This is a genomic window from Telluria sp. PB2R4 (genome assembly GCF_059685695.1).
In genome coordinates this window covers 293642-309658 of the sequence record NZ_JCASIC010000003.1, presented here as the reverse complement: position 1 = coordinate 309658, position 16017 = coordinate 293642, and the positions used below count along the sequence as shown (strand labels likewise).

The window sequence follows — 16017 nt, the reverse complement described above, 5'->3', positions numbered from 1 at the left end:
TATTTTTTTACCGGATGGTCAAACGTCAGGCGGCCACCGGCTGCTTGTGCAGGTTCGCATACTTCAGCCCGAAGTACAGGATGAACAGGTAGCACACGGCCGGCACCAGGAAGGACGGCTGCAGGCCGATGGTGTCGGCGAACATGCCCTGCACGAAAGGCACCACCGCGCCGCCGACGATGGCCATGCACAGGATGCCCGAGCCCTGGCCGGTGAACTTGCCCAGGCCGTGCAGCGCCAGGCTGAAGATGGTCGGGAACATGATCGAATTGCACAGGCCGACCGCGATGATCGCCCACATCGCCAGCGCGCCCTCGCCGAAGGTCGCGCTCAAGACCAGCGCGATCGAGCCGAGCGCCGTGACGGCCAGCGACTTGCCCGGGCTGACGTAGCGCATCACGGCGAAGCCGATGAAGCGGCCCACCAGCGCACCGCCCCAGTACAGGCTGACGTACTGCGCAGCGTCGGCGTGGCTCAGGCCCGCGATATTGCCCTCGCCGAGGAAGTTGATCAGGAAGCTGCCGATACTGACTTCCGCGCCCACGTACAGGAAGATCGCGACCGCGCCCAGTACCAGGTGGCGGTAGGCCATGGCGCCGCCCTTGCCGTCACTTGCCGGACTGCCGTCATCCGCATGGCTGATCTTCGGCAGCTTGGCCACCGCGAACAGCACCGCCAGCAGCGCCAGCGCCGCGGCCAGGCCCAGGTAGGGACCCTGCACGGCGGCCGCCTCTTGCGCCTTGTGCGCGGCCTGCTCGGCGGCCGGCAGTGCGGCCAGCTGGTCGGCGCCCAGCGCGACGGTCGACAGGATCAGGATGCCGCCCAGCGCCGGCGCCACCGTGGTGCCGAGCGAATTGAAGGCTTGGGTCAGCGTGAGGCGGCTCGAGGCGGTGCGCGCCGGCCCGAGCACGGTGACGAAGGGATTGGCCGCCACCTGCAGGATCGTGATGCCGCTCGCCAGCACGAAGAGGGCGAACAGGAACAGGCCGTAGCCGCCTTTTGAGGCCGGATAGAACAGGGCGCAGCCGGCGGCCGCGATCATCAGGCCGGTGACGGCACCGTTCTGGTAGCCGATCCTGCGGATCAGGGCGCCGGCCGGCAGCGACACGATGAAATAGGCGCCAAAGAAGCAGAACTGCACCAGCATCGCCTTCAGGTAGGTGAGCGAATAGATCGACTTCAGGTGCGGGATCAGCACGTCGTTGAGCGACGTGAGCAGGCCCCACATGAAGAACAGGATGGTGACGATGACGAGCGCGCCGGTATGCGGATTGCGCTCGGCATCGAGTGTTTGCGCCACTGGCGGGGCTGGATTGGGTGCCATGTTCTGCATGATGTCTCCGTTGTTAGTGCGGTGTCGCGAGGTTTTGCGCGATCCGATCCGACAGCATCGCGGACACGCCGCGCAGCGCCGGGTACTGCTCGGTGATGAGGTAAGTCGGGATGCGTGCGAGGTAGGGGCTCAGGCGGCCCTTGTCCTCGAAACGCGCGCGGAAGCTCGAATCGGTGAACAGCTTACCAAGCCGCGGCACGATACCGCCACCAATATACATGCCGCCGGTCGCGCCCAGGGTCAGCGCGACATTGCCGGCCACGCTGCCCAGCACCCCGCAGAAGGTCTCGACGGTCTTCGCGCAATCGGCGGAACTGCCGTCGAGCGCGGCCCCGGTGATGCCGGGCGCGTCGATGCGCTTGCCGGTGAGCGCCCAGTGAATCAGCTCCAGGCCCATCCCCGACAGCAGGCGCTCGGCCGACACGTGGCCGTATTCTCCCCACAGCGCTTCCAGGATCGCCACTTCTTCTTTCGTCGACGGTGCAAAGCTGACATGGCCGCCTTCACCGGCCAGTGCAATCCAGCGGTCTCCCGCGGGGATGACGCCGGAGACGCCGAGTCCCGTGCCTGGCCCGATCAGCCCGATCGGGCGGTTCTGCAGCTCGATGCCGCCGCCGATGCGCTCGCGTCCATCCGCCGCCAGGTGCGGCAGCGACATCGCCAGCGCGGCAAAGTCGTTCACCACCAGCGTGGTGTCCAGACCTTGCTGCCGGCGCAACTCCTCGATCGAGAAGCTCCAGTGGTGGTTGGTCATGCTGACCCGGTCTTCCTCGACCGGATTGGCGATCGCCAACGCCGCATGGCGCACACGTTCCACCGCCAGCCCGCGCCCGGCCGCCTTGCCGAGATAGGCCTGCATGGCCTCGCCCAGGCTGGGGTAGTCGGCACAGGCCAGCACTTCGATGTCATCGAAGCCCTCGCCCGACTGCAGGGCGAACCGGGCATTGGTGCCGCCGATGTCGGCCAGCAGCTTCATTGCAGTTCCCCGCAACGCACCGCATCCGCTTCGCCCGCGGCGCCGCCGGCGATCTCGATGTTGGTGAAGGCGGCGGCAAGGCCGGCGTCGCTGGTGACGCTGAACGGCGTGTCCACCTTGGTCAGGTCCGTGCCCTTGGCCTGGAAGCAGGCCAGCGGGATCTTGACGGTCTGCTTGCCCTTGCCGGCCAGGCGCATGTACAGGGCCGTGGTGTCGAGGGTGCCGGCGCCCATGCGCATCGTGACCTTGCCGGCCGGCGCAGCGGACACGATGGTGTCGAAGCGCAGCGCCGCGTTGGCGCCGGCGCTGGCCGGCAGCACCATCGGCCGGCTGCCCTTCGCCTCGACGATAGCGGGGCCGGTCCAGGTCACCAGCTTGGCATCCTGCTGGGTATTCACCTGCGACGTCTGCACGCTCACGCCGGGCAGGCTGAAGCTCGCATTGAGGTCGGCGCCCAGCACCAGTTGCTCTTGACCGCTGCGGATGACGAGCGGGAAGCTGGCGCGGTCGGCCTGGGTGAACACCGGGAAGGTATTGCTGATACCGCAGCCGCCCGCCGGATAGGTGGCGTCCAGCTTGCCGACCTTGGAACGGGTGGTGGCCTTGAGGCCATAGCCGTAGGCGAACAGCGGCGCATAGTTCTTGTCGCCGACATTGAGAATCGTCTGGCAGGCCGACTTCGGCCACGAGAACGGCAGCTTGCCGGTGAACTCATGGCGCTTGCTGCCTGCCACCAACAGGTCCGACACGCCCTTGCCCTCGGTGCCCGGCAGCCAGGCGGCCACGAAGACGTCCGACAGGTTGAGCAGGTCGTTCACGTACAGCGGGCGGCCCGAAACGAACACGGTCACCACCGGCTTGCCCTTGCCGGCGACGGCCTGCAGCACGGCGAGGTCTTCCGGATGGCGGCCGCTGTGGCGCAGGGTGCCGTTGGGGCCGATGTCGCCGTCGCCTTCCGCATACGGGCGCTCGCCGATCACGGCCACCACCACGTCGAACTTCGAGACGTCCACGTCCTTGGCATCGGCGCTGAACGTCACGTTGTCTTTTCCTGCGGCCTCGCGGATGCCCGCCAGCACGGTATCCGCATTCGGGAAGTCGGCATTGGTATTGGCCGTGCCCTGCCAGGTGATCGACCAGCCGCCGGACTGGTTCGACAGGTCGTTCGCGCTCTTGCCGACCACCAGGATCTTCTTGCCGCGCGCGATCGGCAGCACTGGCTGATCGTTCTTGAGCAGCACCAGCGATTCACGCACTGCACGGCGGGCCAGCTCGCGCGGCTGCATCACGTCGTCCTTGCCGGCGTAGGCGTTCTGGGCCGGGCTCTTGTCGAACAGGCCGGCGCGCAGCTTGACGCGGATGATGCGGCTCACCGCGTCGTCGATGCGCGACATTGGAATGGCGCCGCTTTCCACTTGCCTGATGGTGTTGGCGATGAACGCCTTCCAGTCGTCCGGCACCATGATCATGTCGTTGCCGGCATTGATCGCCGCGGCGCAGCTGTCGTTGCTGCAGCCCGGCACTTCGCCGTGGCCGTTCCAATCGGTGATGACGAAGCCGTCGAAGCCCATCTTCGTCTTGAGCACGTCGGTGAGCATGGCGCGGCTGCCGTGCATCTTGCCGTAGTTGGTGCCGCCGGCGACGTCGTTCCACGAATTGAACGAGGACATGACGGTCTGCACGCCCGCCTGCAGCGCCGGATAATAACCGGCGCCGTGGATGTTGATCATCTGCGACTTGCTCGACTTGTTGACGCCGCGGTCCTTGCCATGTTCGGTGCCGCCGTCGCCGATGAAGTGCTTGGCGGTGGCGATGGTGTTGGCGTCATCCTTCAGCATGCCCTGCATTCCGCGCACGTAGGCACCGGCGTAGCTGCTCACCACTTCCGGGTTTTCGGAATAGCTTTCGTAGGTGCGTCCCCAGCGGTCGTCGCGCACCACGGCCAGGGTCGGGCCGAATACCCAGGCGATGCCGCTCGCGCGCGTGGCTTTCGCGGTGGCCGCGCCGATTTCTTCCAGCAGCTTCGGATTGCGCGCCGCGCCCAGGCCGATGTTATGCGGGAAGAGGGTGGCGCCGAACACGTTGTTGTGGCCGTGGACCGCGTCCGTGCCCCACACCACCGGCACCTTGACCGCCATGTCTGTGGACATCGAGGCCTCGTGGTAGCGCTGCGCCAACGCCAGCCATTCGGCCGCCCTGGCGTGCTTGTTCCCGTTCGGCCAGCTGCCGCCGCCGTTGAGCACCGAGCCGAGGTAATAGCGCCGCACGTCTTCCGGCGTGGCGCTCTTGATCTCGGGCTGGGTCATCTGGCCGACCTTCTGCGCCAGCGTCATCCTGCCGACGATATCGCGCACGCGCTGCTCGAGTGCGGCATCCTTGGCGATGGCGCTGCGCACCGTTGGCCAGTCGGTCAGTGGCGCGGCGGTTGCCGAAGATGTGGCAGATAAGGCCAGGGCGATGGCAAGCGCCAGTGCCGGGTTGCGAAGCATGGGTTTCATTGGGTCGTCTCGCTGTTTTATAGGTGTCGTTTTACTCGTCGCGCAGGAAGGAGCGGTACCACTTGCCGCTGCCTTTCAGGAGTCGCTGCTGGGTCGTGTAATCGATGTGGGTCAGCCCGAAGCGCTTCAGGTAGCCTTCGGCCCACTCGAAGTTGTCGAGCAGGCTCCAGGCGAAATAGCCCTTCACCGGCACGCCGTCCTTGATGGCGGAGTTGAGCGAAGCCAGGTGGCGCATCAGGTAATGGCGGCGCTGCACATCGTCGATTTCGCCGTCCGCATTCACCTCGTCCGCATAGCAGGAGCCGTTTTCGGTGATGTACATCGGACCCGGACGGTAGTCGTGTTCGATGCGCAGCAGGAGTTCAGCCAGGCCCTGCGGCGCCACTTCCCAGCCCATGTAGGTGGTCTCGGCGCCCGGCGCAGGCGGCAGCACCTGCGCATTCAAGGGAGCGTGGCCGGGCGCGTGCTGGATGGTCTCGGGGAAGTAGTAGTTCACGCCCAGGAAGTCGGTCGGCGCCGCGATGGCGTCGAGGTCGCCCGGCAGCACCACGGGAGCCGCGTCGCCGATGGCGTCGAGCGTCGCCTGCGGATAGCCGCGGCCGTACAGCGGATCGAGGAACCAGCGATAGCGCAGGCCGTCATGGCGCTCGGTGGCGGCGATGTCTTCCGCACTGTTGCTGGCCGCGCGCACCGGATGCAGGCTCAGGGCGATGCCCACCTTCGCATTGGCTACGTTCGCGCGTATCAGCGGCACTGCCTTGCCGTGCGAGAGCAGCACGTGGTGGGCCACCTGCAGTGCGGTCTTGAAGTCGGTATTGCCGGGCGCGTGCCAGCCCTCGAAGTTGCCGATGATCGAGGTGCACCAGGGTTCATTGTGGGTGATCCAGTGTTGCACGCGGTCGCCCAGGCGGCGCGTCATCGCATCCACGAAGGCCAGGTAGGCGTCGACCGTGGCGCGTTCGTTCCAGCCGCCGCGGTCCTGCAGGTACTGCGGCAGGTCCCAGTGGTAGAGCGTGGCCCAGGGCTGCAGGCCGCGTTCGAGCATGCCGTCCACCAGGCGAGAATAAAAATCCAGGCCTTTGTCGTTCGGCTTGCCCCCGATTTCGGAGAAGATGCGCGGCCAGGCGATCGAGAAGCGGTAGGCGTTCAGCCCCATGTCGCGGCCGATGTCGAAGTCTTCCGGCCAGCGGTGGTAGTGGTCGCAGGCGACCAGGCCGCTGGAGCCGTCCTTGATCTTGCCCGGGGTGGCGGCGAAGCGGTCCCAGATGGATTCGACCCGGCCGTCTTCCTGGCCGGCGCCCTCGATCTGGTACGACGAGGTAGCGCAGCCCCACAAGAAGTCGGAGGCGAAATCGCCGCGCGAAGGTGCGCTCGGCTCGGGACGGTTAGCTTTTGTCATGGTCTGATGTATGTTGAGCTGTTACGCAAGGATATTTGGAAAGCTTTCCAATTGCAATCTAAAAAAAAGGCCGCGAACGGCCATCCCGCTTATTTTTTCTTGCCCCGTGTCGCGCCGGGCACTTTTGCCAGCGACGCGCGCAGCGTGACGCTGACCGGGAAGGTACGCGTCACCGGACGGTGCAGGTCGTAGCAGCGGTTGAGCAGGGCGTTCAGGCCGTTGAGCGTCATTTCGCGCCACGGCATGTGCACCGAGGTCAGGCGCGGCGCCGAGAACGCGGCGCTCGGCGTGTCGTCGTAGCCGATCACGGAGAGGTCGCGCGGCACGCTGATGCCGGCTTCCTGGAAGTAGGCCAGCGCGCCCACGGCCATCTCGTCGTTGGCGCAGAACAGGGCGGTGCACTTGGTGCCGGAATCGATCAGCGCCTTGGCCGCGGACCAGCCGCCTTGGGGCGAGAAGTCGCTTTCCAGGAGCCAGACCTTGCCGGGGTCGATGCCCTCGGCTTGCAGCTCGCGCATGAAGCCGTCCACGCGGGCCACGTTGTCGGCCAGCGCCACCGGGCCGGAGATGACGGCGATATCGCGGTGCTTGTAGTCGAGCAGGGTGCGCGCTGCCATGCGCCCGCCCAGCGTGTGATCGACCGTGAAGCATTGGTCCGGGATCTGGCTGAACTCGTGGTTCAGCGCCACGATCTGCTTCTGCTTGCCGCCCAGGGCAGCCAGGTCATCGTCGGTGAGGGCGCTGGTCATCATGACGATGCCGTCACAGCCGCGCTCGATCAGGAACTCGATGCCCTCGATGGCCTGGCGCCGGGCGTCGCCCAGGCCGACGCCGAAGGCCACCACCATGTGCAGGCCGGCGGCGCGCAGTTCGGTGTCGATGATCTGCAGGATCGGCGTGTAGAAGGTGCCGCTCAGGACCGGGATGTAGACGCCCACCATCCGGCTGGTGCCGGACAGCAGGGCGCGCGCTGCGTGCGAAGGCCGGAACCCCAGCTCGTCGATCGCCTTGCGCACGCGCTCCAGCGTGGCCGGCGAGACCGATCCCTTGCCGCTGACCACGCGCGAGGCGGTGCCCAGGCCAACGCCGGCGAGACGCGCTACGTCCTTGATGGTTGCCACTGACGATCCTTGTCCTGTTATCTAGTTATTCGCTTGGTTATTCGCTGAGCACTGAAGCATACTGCATCCATCTGACACTCGCACCTGTCTCAAAGGCGATTGCCATTGGCAGGGTCGAACAGCGATACCCGTGCCGCGTCGATGTCGACGCGCAGCGCCTGCCCGGTCGCCAGCGGCTGCGGGTCGTGCACGATGCAGGACAAGGGGTGGCCGCCGCAGTCGAGCCAGACGACCTGGTGGTTCCCCATCGGTTCGACCAGTGTCACGGTCGCTTGCAGCGAGCCGTCCTGGCTGATATGGATGTCTTCCGGGCGCACCGCCAGCGTGACCGCGCCGGATGCCGCCGCGCCGTCCGAAGACAGGTTTACGACCAGCGTCCCTGCGCCGAAGCGGCCGCCCTCGCGCCGGCCGTCAATGAAATTCATCGAGGGCGAGCCGAGGAAGCCCGCCACGAAGCGGTTGGCCGGGCGTTCGTACACTTCGCTCGGGGTTCCGATCTGCTGGACGCGCCCACCCTGCATGACGACGATGCGGGTGGCCAGGGTCATCGCCTCGGCCTGGTCGTGGGTGACGTAGACCATGGTCGAACCGAGGTTCTGGTGCAGCAGCTTGAGCTCGCGCCGCAGTTCGGCGCGCAGCTTGGCGTCCAGGTTCGACAGCGGCTCGTCGAACAGGTAGACGCCGGCTTCGCGCACCAGGGCGCGCCCGATCGCCACGCGCTGGCGCTGCCCGCCCGAGAGCTGGGCAGGTTTACGGTCCAGCAACGATTCGAGCTGCAGCATCTCGGCCGCCTTCTGGACGCGGCGATGGATCTCGGCTTTCGGCGCGCCCGAGATGCGCAGGCCGAAGGACATGTTCTTCTCGACCGTCATGGTCGGGTACAGCGCATACGACTGGAACACCATGCCGATCCCGCGCTCGCTCGGATCGGCGTAGCTCATATCGACCCCGCCGATCTCGATGCTGCCGTCGGCCAGGTCGATCAGGCCGGCGATGCTGTGCAGCAGGGTGGACTTGCCGCAGCCCGAAGGCCCGAGCAGCACCAGGAACTCGCCCGGCTCGATGTGCAGGTCGAGGTCGCGGATGACCTGGTTGCTGCCGCGGGTGATGCATAGCTTGCGCAGGTGGACGTTCGACATGGTGCTTAACCTTTCACGGCGCCGGCGGCGATACCGCGCACGAACCAGCGTCCCGAGATGAAGTAGATCGCCAGCGGCAGCGCGGCCGTCAGCATGGTCGCGGCCATGTTGACGTTGTACAGGCGGGTGCCGGTGGTGGTGTTGATCACGTTATTCAGCTGCACCGTCATCGGCGCATTGTCGCGGCCCGCGAACACCAGGCCGAGGATGTAGTCGTTCCACACGCCGGTGACCTGCATGATGGCGGCCACCACCACGATCGGCAGCGACATCGGCAGCATTACCTGCAGGAATATGCGCCAGAACCCGCCGCCGTCGATGCGCGCAGCCTGGAACAGCTCGTGCGGCACCGAGGCGTAGTAGTTCCGGAACAGCAGGGTCATGATCGGCATGCCGAAGATGACGTGCACCAGCACGATGGCGGGCAGCGACCCGAACACGCCGGCACGCGCCATCATCCATACCAGCGGATAAATCATGACCTGCACCGGGATGAACGCACCGGCCAGCAGCACACCGAACAGGACGTTCGCGCCGCGCGGCTTCCAGAACGACAGCGCATAGCCGTTGATGGCGCCCAGCAGGATCGGGATGATGGTGCTCGGCACCGTGATCGCCACCGAATTCCAGAAGCCGCCGCTGACCTGGCTCCAGGCGTTCTGCCACGGCTCGACGGTGGCGAACAGCGGCAGGGCGAACACGTTGCCGCTCCTGATCTCGTCCATCGACTTGAAGGACGTGATGATCATGACGTACAGCGGCAGCAGGAAGTACAGCGCGGCGCTGAACAGGAAGGCGTAGACGCCGATGCGCGCAGGGCTGAATCGCTTGCGGCGGGCGACGGGGGCGGCGAATGTCATCACGGGAGCGGGAGCCTCGAGAACGGTGTCGCTCATGCGCGTTTTCTCCGGCTGCGCGCATAGGCGTAGGGCGCCAGCAGGACCAGCACCGGGATCAGGAGGGTGACCGCGCCGGCCGAGGCCAGCCCGACGTTCGACCGCAGGAACAGGTGGTCCATGATGAACTTGGCCGGCACCTCGCTGGCGGTGCCGGGGCCGCCGCCTGTCATCGCCACCACCGCGTCGTACAGTTTCACGACGGCGGTGCACAGCAACAGGAACACGGTGGCCACGGTCGGCCCCAGCATCGGCAGCACGATCTGCAGATAGACGCGCCAGGCCGGGATGCCGTCCAGCCGCGCCGCCTTGTAGATCTCGGGATCGACGCCGCGCAGGCCGGCCAGCATCATCGCCATCACCAGGCCCGAGGCCTGCCAGACGGCGGCGATGACGATGGTGTAGATGACCATCTCCTGGTCGATGATCCAGTCGAAGTTGAAATTCGAGAAGCCCAGCCGGCGCACCGCACCCTCGATGCCAGCGCCGGGCGCCAGCATCCATTGCCACACCAGGCCGGTGGCAACGAAGGACATCGCATACGGATACAGGAAGACCGTGCGCAGGATACCTTCGCCGCGCACGTCCTGGTCGATGAAAGCGGCCAGCAGGAAGCCGAGCAGCATGCAGGCGACGATGAACAAGGCGCCGTACACGGCCAGGTTGTTCAGCGAGATCAGCCAGCGCTCGTTGTCGAACAGGCGCACGTACTGGGCGGCGCCGATGAAGTTATCCGACGGGAAGGTACGCGAGGCGGTGAACGAGGTGCGCAGGGTCCACAGCGCCGCACCGATGTAGGCGACCAGCACCGTCAGTGCCATCGGCAGCAGGGCGAGGTGTGGACTGATCTTGTGGGCGCGCAGCGTGAGCATGGGGTCAGTATTTGAGTGCGTTGGCGATGCTCTTCTGGGCGCGCTCGACCGGCATGTTCGTGTTCCAGTAGGCGGTGAGCACGTCCTGCATGGCGCCGTTCTGGTCCGGCGTCAGGTAGACCTCGGTGACGCCGGCCTGGCGCGCGCGGTCCTTCATGATCTCGATGCCCTTCTGCGCACACAGGTCCAGTTCAGCCGCGTCGACGTCGGTACGCACCGGGATCGAGCCTTTCAGCTTGCTGAAGGCCACTTGCAGGGCCGGCTGCGAGACGACATGGGCGAGCAGCTGCTGCGCGCGCACCGCGCCGCTATCGTCGGTGCGCGGGAAGACGAACACGTCGCCCTGGATCAGGTAGGGCGTGGAGGACGTGAAGCCGGCCATGCAGCCGTAGTGCCGGCCCGCGCTTTGCCCCGCATTGGTGAACTCGCCCTTGGCCCAGTCGCCCATCACCTGGAAGCCGGCGCGGCCACTGATGACCAGGGCGGTGGCGTCGTTCCAGTTGCGGCCCGGCGAGCCGGCATCGACATACGATTTCAGGCGCTTGAACGCCAGCAGCACATTGCGGAACTGAGGCGAGAGCAGGGTCGCCTGGTCGCGGTCGCGCATGGCTTTGAGGTAGAGCTCCTTGCCGCCCATATTGGCCAGGATCGCCGAGAACAGCACGGTCTCCTGCCACGACTGGCCGCCGTGGGCGAGCGGGATGATGCCGGCCGCTTTCAGCTTGTCGAGCGCGGCGAAGAACTCGGCCATGCTCGTGGGTTCCTTCGTGATGCCGGCCTTCCGGAAGGCGGCCTTCGAATACCAGAACCAGGTCTGCATGTGGATGTTCAGCGGCACCGCGTAGTAGTGGCCCTCCACCTTGATGACGTCGATGATCGGCGCGGGCAGCATCTGGTCCCAGTTCTGGGCGCGGGCGACGCCATCGACGTTGTTGAGCATCCCCGCTTCGATCACATCGAGGAACTGCTTGGAGGTGTTGAACTGGGCCGCGGTGGGCGGGTCGCCGCCGATGATGCGGTTGATGGTCACGGCGCGCGACTGGTCGCCGCCCGCGATCGCGGTATCGATCCAGACGCCACCGGCATTGCGGTAGGCCTGGGCTACCTGTTTCACTGCGGCCGATTCGCCGCCCGAGGTCCACCAGTGGATGACTTCCGCCTTGGGAGCGGCCTGCACCGACGCAGCATGCGCGGGCGCGGCAGGCGTCACGGCAAGGCCGAGCCAGGCGCATGCGCAGGCTGTCGCCAGGGTGCGTGGTGTGAACATCGTGTCTCCGTGTGCGCCGTTATTTTCGGTAAGTTGGAAACGTTACCATCGGCTTTGCCCGACTATAGCACCGGGTGAAATGGGGGTCAAACAAATATTGCAGTCAGGATTTTGCCACAGTTTCCTGCCAGATTTTTGTACCCGGCTGCAAGGTGTTTTCGCAAGGAATGTGGGCGCAGTCCGTCTTTGGTCTGTGCCTGCTCAACTGCCGGGCGCGCCCGCTTCCTATGATGAGTTCAGAGCACTCGTTGGGAGGAATCATGTCCGACGCAAAACGCAAGGCTTCGCCCGACCCCGAACCCCGGGCACTATCCCGCAGCGAAGCACTTCTGGAAGCCAACGCGAAACACCTCGCCCACCCGAACGTTACCGCCTTCCTGAAGGCGATCGCCGCGGCCGAGGGTGGAGGCTACGACTTCAAGTACGGCGCGCTCAAGGGAAGGGCGGATGACCGCTGGCGCTTCACCGACATGTCGACCCATCCGGGGCCGGGCATCGACGGCAGGTCGACTGCGGCGGGCATGTACCAGATCACGCGGCCGACCTGGCAGCACCACGGCGCCAAGCTTGGCTTGCGAGACTTTTCGCCGCGTACCCAGGACCTGATCGCGGCCGAGCTCCTGCGTAGTCTCGGCATCATCGATGCGGTCAAGGAAGGCAGGATTGTCGAGGTGATGCCGAAGGTAGCAAGAATCTGGGCTGCGCTGCCGAAAGGACCGGGGCAGGAGAACCACTATCCGCCGCAACGATATGTGAAGTTCGAAAAATTCCTGTCGTCGTATTTGTCCGCCGGCGGGCAGGTCGCGTAAGCCCAGCCTCCACGCAGCCAAAAATGCGAAAGCCCAGCCAAAGGCTGGGCTTCTACGCAAAATACTGGTGCCGACTGCAGGACTCGAACCCGCCACCTGATGATTACAAATCAACTGCTCTACCTGATGAGCTAAGTCGGCTATGTACTGAAGAACAACGATTATACGCTATTTGATGCGCGTCAAGGTCGGGCGTCCGCCCTTCTTCGGCGGCTCATCATCGCCGGCCGGCTCCGCCACGGTTTCAGCCGGCGTCTCCGCCTTGCCAGGCACTGCCGACAGCGCCGGCGGTGCAGTTGCCTCCTCAGCCGGCGACGCAGACGCTGTATCGGCCGCCGTCGCATTCACCTCGAAGGCCATCCCCTGGCCGTTCTCGTTGGCGTAGATCGCCAACACGTTCTGCACCGGAATGTACAGCTCGCGCGAGACGCCGTTGAAACGCGCGCGGAAGTGGATCGCGTCGTTGTCCATCTTCAGGCCCGAGGTGGCGCCGTAGCTGATGTTGAGGATGATCTCGCCCTTGCGGACGTATTCCATCGGTACCGTCGTGGCGGCATCGACCTTGACCGCGAGGTAGGGCGTGAATCCGCTGTCCGTGCACCACTCGTAGATGGCGCGCAGGAGGTAGGGCTTGGTGGAAATCTCGGACATGGACGTGATAAAAAAGCAAACTTGTTCGTGCGCGCCAGTTTAACGGATTCGCCTGTCTGGCGTCCGAAAAACTGGCGCGTACCGAATCACGAGACGTGCAAGACGGGCCAAACGCGGCCCGTCAGTGCATCAGCGGCGCATCACCTTCTCCGACGGCGTCAGCGCTTCGATGTAGGCCGGGCGCGAGAAGATGCGCTCGGCGTACTTCATCAGCGGGGCCGCGGTCTTCGACAGCTCGATGCCGTAGTGGTCCAGGCGCCAGAGCAGCGGAGCGATCGCGACGTCCAGCATCGAGAACTCGTCGCCCAGCATGTACTTGTTCTTCAGGAACAGCGGAGCCAGCGTGGTCAGGCGGTCGCGGATTTCCGAGCGTGCCTTGTCGTGGCTCTTGTCGTTCATCTTGTTGCGCTCGCTTTCCAGCATGTGCACGTGGACGAACAGTTCCTTTTCGAAGTTGAACAGCATCAGGCGGGCACGGGCGCGCATCAGCGGGTCGGCCGGCATCAGCTGCGGGTGCGGGAAGCGCTCGTCGATGTATTCGTTGATGATGTTCGACTCATACAGGATCAGTTCGCGCTCGACCAGGATAGGCACCTGGCCGTATGGGTTCATGGTCGAAATGTCTTCCGGCTTGTTGAACAGGTCGACGTCGCGCACCTCGAAGTCCATGCCCTTTTCGAACAGGACGAGGCGGCAGCGTTGGGAGAACGGGCACGTGGTGCCGGAGTAGAGAACCATCATGGTTTATAGTTCCTTCAGAAACAATGGGGTGAAGCGCATTGGGAAGCCCTAGCGATTCACCCCGAAAAATGATTGCCCGTATTATAGCCAACCGGGCAATGAAAGCGAATTTACTTCACTTCTTTCCAGTACGATTTGTTCAAGAGCCAAGCCAGGAAGGCAAAAAGCGTCATGAAGAGCAACACAATAACGCCTAACTTCTTGCGCGTGTCTTGCGCTGGCTCAGCCATCCAGCTCAGGTAGGCAACCAGGTCAGCGGTTGCGGTGTCGAACTCCTGCGGACTCATCGTCCCCGGCGATACCGCTTCGAAGCCGACGAACTTGTGGATGGTCTTGCCGGCCTCGTGCGGATCAGGCACGTCCGCGAACTTGGCCACGCGTACGCCCTGCTCCTGCCACATCACGTGCGGCATCGCCACGTTCGGCACCACCATGTTGTTCCAGCCGGTCGGGCGGGTGTCGTCCTTGTAGAAGGTGCGCAGGTAGGTGTACAGGTAGTCGGCGCCGGTGCCCGAAGGCGAGGACTTGGCGCGCGCAATCACCGACAGGTCCGGCGGCACGGCGCCGAACCAGGCCTTGGCGTCATCCGGGCGCATCGACGTCGTCATCATGCCGCCAACCTTGTCTTGTGAAAACAACAGATTGTTCTTGATCTGCTCTTCAGTCAGGCCAAGGTCGCGCAGGCGGTTGTAGCGCATGCTCGATGCCGAGTGGCAGTTCAGGCAGTGGTTGATGAACAGCTTGGCGCCGTTCTGCAGCGACGACATGTCGCTGCGCTCCGGTGCCGGCTCGAGCGGGAAGCCGCCCTCGGCGGCGAATGCCAGTCCCGGCAGCAGTGCCAGGACCGCGATCAGTTTCTTCGCAAATTTCATGTTGTGTCCTTGTGCTCTGGTCTGTGCTTAGTGTGCCGAATAGGTCAGGCGCGTCGGGACCGGCTTGAACCGGCCCATCGTGCTCCACCACGGCATCAACAGGAAGAACGCAAAGTACAGCAGGGTCGCCACTTGCGAGATGATGGTGTAGGCCGGGGTCGGGAGCTGGGTGCCCAGGTAGCCAAGGGCCACGAAGCACAGCCCGAACACGATGTACACCCACTTGTGCCAGTCCGGACGGTAGCGGATCGAGCGCGCCGGCGAGTGGTCGAGCCACGGCAGGAAGGCGATGATCACCACCGACGAACCGAACAGCACCACGCCCCAGAACTTCGCGTCCAGCACCTGCGGCAGCATGCCGACGATCAGGACCAGGCCGATGACGGCCACGATGAGCTTGGTCTTGAAGGCCAGGCGCGACTTGAGCCAGATGAACACGACGTAGGCGGCAATGGCGGCCATCAGCACGTACATGAAGTCGGCGGTGGTAGCGCGCAGCACCGAGTAGAACGGCGTGAAGTACCAGGTCGGCGCGATGTGCGGCGGGGTCTTCATCGAGTCGGCCGGCAGGAAGTTGTTGTACTCCAGGAAGTAGCCGCCCATCTCAGGCGCGAAGAACACGATCGCCGAGAAAATCAGCAGGAACACCGACACGCCGAAGAAGTCCTTGGTCGAGTAGTACGGATGCGACGGAATGCCGTCCACCGGGTGGCCGTCCGGACCGATGTTGTCCTTGATCTCGATGCCGTCCGGGTTGTTCGAGCCGACTTCGTGCAGCGCGATCAGGTGCGCCGCCACCAGGCCCAGGATCACCAGCGGCAGGGCGATGACGTGGAAGGCGAAGAAGCGGTTCAGGGTGGCGTCGGAGACGACGTAGTCGCCGCGGATCCACAGCGACAGGTCCGGGCCGATCACGGGGATGGCGCCGAACAGGTTGACGATCACCTGGGCGCCCCAGTACGACATCTGGCCCCATGGCAGCAGGTAGCCGAAGAAGGCTTCGGCCATCAGGCACAGGAAGATCGCGAAACCGAAGATCCAGATCAGCTCGCGTGGCTTGCGGTAGGAGCCGTACATCAGGCCGCGCGCCATGTGCAGGTAGACCACGACGAAGAACATCGAGGCGCCGGTCGAGTGCATGTAGCGCACCAGCCAGCCCCACGGTACTTCGCGCATGATGTATTCGACCGAACCGAAGGCCAGGTTGGCGTCCGGCTTGTAGTGCATGGTCAGGAAGATGCCGGTGACGATCTGCAGCACCAGGATCAGCATGGCCAGCGAACCGAACAGGTACCAGACGTTGAAGTTCTTGGGGGCGTAGTACTTGCCCCACTGGTCGTTCCACAGCTTCGACAGCGGGAAGCGGTCGTCGACCCAGGCCAGCGCCTTGGCGCCGACCGGTGCGTTGGCGGGAACCTGCGTTTCCTTGAATGGAGCGCCCAT

At 64.9% G+C, this 16017-nt stretch carries 14 protein-coding genes and 1 tRNA gene; 1 reads left to right on the top strand and 14 read right to left on the bottom strand.

Going from position 1 to position 16017, the window contains the following annotated elements; genetic code table 11:
• Positions 1–25 precede the first annotated feature (25 nt).
• The 9 genes from AC56LU_RS07540 to AC56LU_RS07500 all read right to left on the bottom strand — a co-directional run bounded on the left by AC56LU_RS07540 (position 26) and on the right by AC56LU_RS07500 (position 11501).
• A complete protein-coding gene (locus AC56LU_RS07540; protein WP_497174969.1) occupies positions 26–1333 on the bottom strand; it encodes a sugar MFS transporter in 1308 nt (435 codons plus the stop codon).
• A 13-nt stretch (positions 1334–1346) separates the two neighbouring features.
• Positions 1347–2309: a glucokinase gene (locus AC56LU_RS07535; RefSeq protein WP_497174968.1), complete on the bottom strand. Its 963-nt coding sequence runs from the start codon at positions 2307–2309 to the stop codon at positions 1347–1349.
• The gene (locus tag AC56LU_RS07530) at positions 2306–4807 is read right to left on the bottom strand and encodes a glycoside hydrolase family 3 protein (protein ID WP_497174967.1); all 2502 of its coding nucleotides are present in this window, start codon (positions 4805–4807) and stop codon (positions 2306–2308) included. The genes AC56LU_RS07535 and AC56LU_RS07530 overlap by 4 nt, the downstream gene beginning before the upstream one ends.
• Positions 4808–4838: 31 nt before the next feature.
• The gene (locus AC56LU_RS07525) at positions 4839–6206 is read right to left on the bottom strand and encodes a GH1 family beta-glucosidase (protein ID WP_497174966.1); all 1368 of its coding nucleotides are present in this window, start codon (positions 6204–6206) and stop codon (positions 4839–4841) included.
• An 89-nt stretch (positions 6207–6295) separates the two neighbouring features.
• A complete protein-coding gene (locus tag AC56LU_RS07520) occupies positions 6296–7327 on the bottom strand; it encodes a LacI family DNA-binding transcriptional regulator (protein WP_497174965.1) in 1032 nt (343 codons plus the stop codon).
• An 89-nt stretch (positions 7328–7416) separates the two neighbouring features.
• Positions 7417–8466, bottom strand: a complete 1050-nt coding sequence (locus tag AC56LU_RS07515) for an ABC transporter ATP-binding protein (protein ID WP_497174964.1) — start codon at positions 8464–8466, stop codon at positions 7417–7419.
• Between the two features lie 5 nt (positions 8467–8471).
• On the bottom strand, positions 8472–9362 hold the full coding sequence (locus AC56LU_RS07510; RefSeq protein WP_497174963.1) for a carbohydrate ABC transporter permease: 891 nt from the start codon (positions 9360–9362) through the stop codon (positions 8472–8474).
• On the bottom strand, positions 9359–10234 hold the full coding sequence (locus tag AC56LU_RS07505; protein ID WP_497174962.1) for a carbohydrate ABC transporter permease: 876 nt from the start codon (positions 10232–10234) through the stop codon (positions 9359–9361). Before AC56LU_RS07505 ends, AC56LU_RS07510 begins: the two co-directional genes overlap by 4 nt.
• Positions 10235–10238: 4 nt before the next feature.
• Positions 10239–11501 carry an ABC transporter substrate-binding protein gene (locus AC56LU_RS07500; RefSeq protein WP_497174961.1) on the bottom strand — a complete coding sequence of 421 codons (1263 nt, stop codon included), beginning with the start codon at positions 11499–11501 and terminating at the stop codon, positions 10239–10241.
• A 260-nt stretch (positions 11502–11761) separates the two neighbouring features.
• Between AC56LU_RS07500 and AC56LU_RS07495 the strand changes: the two genes are divergently transcribed.
• Positions 11762–12310, top strand: coding sequence for a glycoside hydrolase family 24 protein (locus AC56LU_RS07495; RefSeq protein WP_497174960.1), 549 nt, complete (start codon positions 11762–11764; stop codon positions 12308–12310).
• Between the two features lie 65 nt (positions 12311–12375).
• On the opposite strand, the gene AC56LU_RS07490 is transcribed toward AC56LU_RS07495, so the two are convergent.
• From AC56LU_RS07490 to AC56LU_RS07470, 5 genes are all read right to left on the bottom strand, one after another.
• A tRNA-Thr gene (locus AC56LU_RS07490) sits at positions 12376–12451 on the bottom strand.
• A 27-nt stretch (positions 12452–12478) separates the two neighbouring features.
• Complete coding sequence (locus AC56LU_RS07485; RefSeq protein WP_497174959.1) at positions 12479–12961, bottom strand: ClpXP protease specificity-enhancing factor; 483 nt, start codon at positions 12959–12961, stop codon at positions 12479–12481.
• Positions 12962–13090: 129 nt separating this feature from the next.
• Positions 13091–13702, bottom strand: a complete 612-nt coding sequence (locus tag AC56LU_RS07480; protein ID WP_497174958.1) for a glutathione S-transferase N-terminal domain-containing protein — start codon at positions 13700–13702, stop codon at positions 13091–13093.
• A 110-nt stretch (positions 13703–13812) separates the two neighbouring features.
• Positions 13813–14574, bottom strand: a complete 762-nt coding sequence (locus AC56LU_RS07475) for a cytochrome c1 (protein WP_497174957.1) — start codon at positions 14572–14574, stop codon at positions 13813–13815.
• Positions 14575–14601: 27 nt separating this feature from the next.
• Complete coding sequence (locus AC56LU_RS07470; protein ID WP_497174956.1) at positions 14602–16017, bottom strand: cytochrome b; 1416 nt, start codon at positions 16015–16017, stop codon at positions 14602–14604.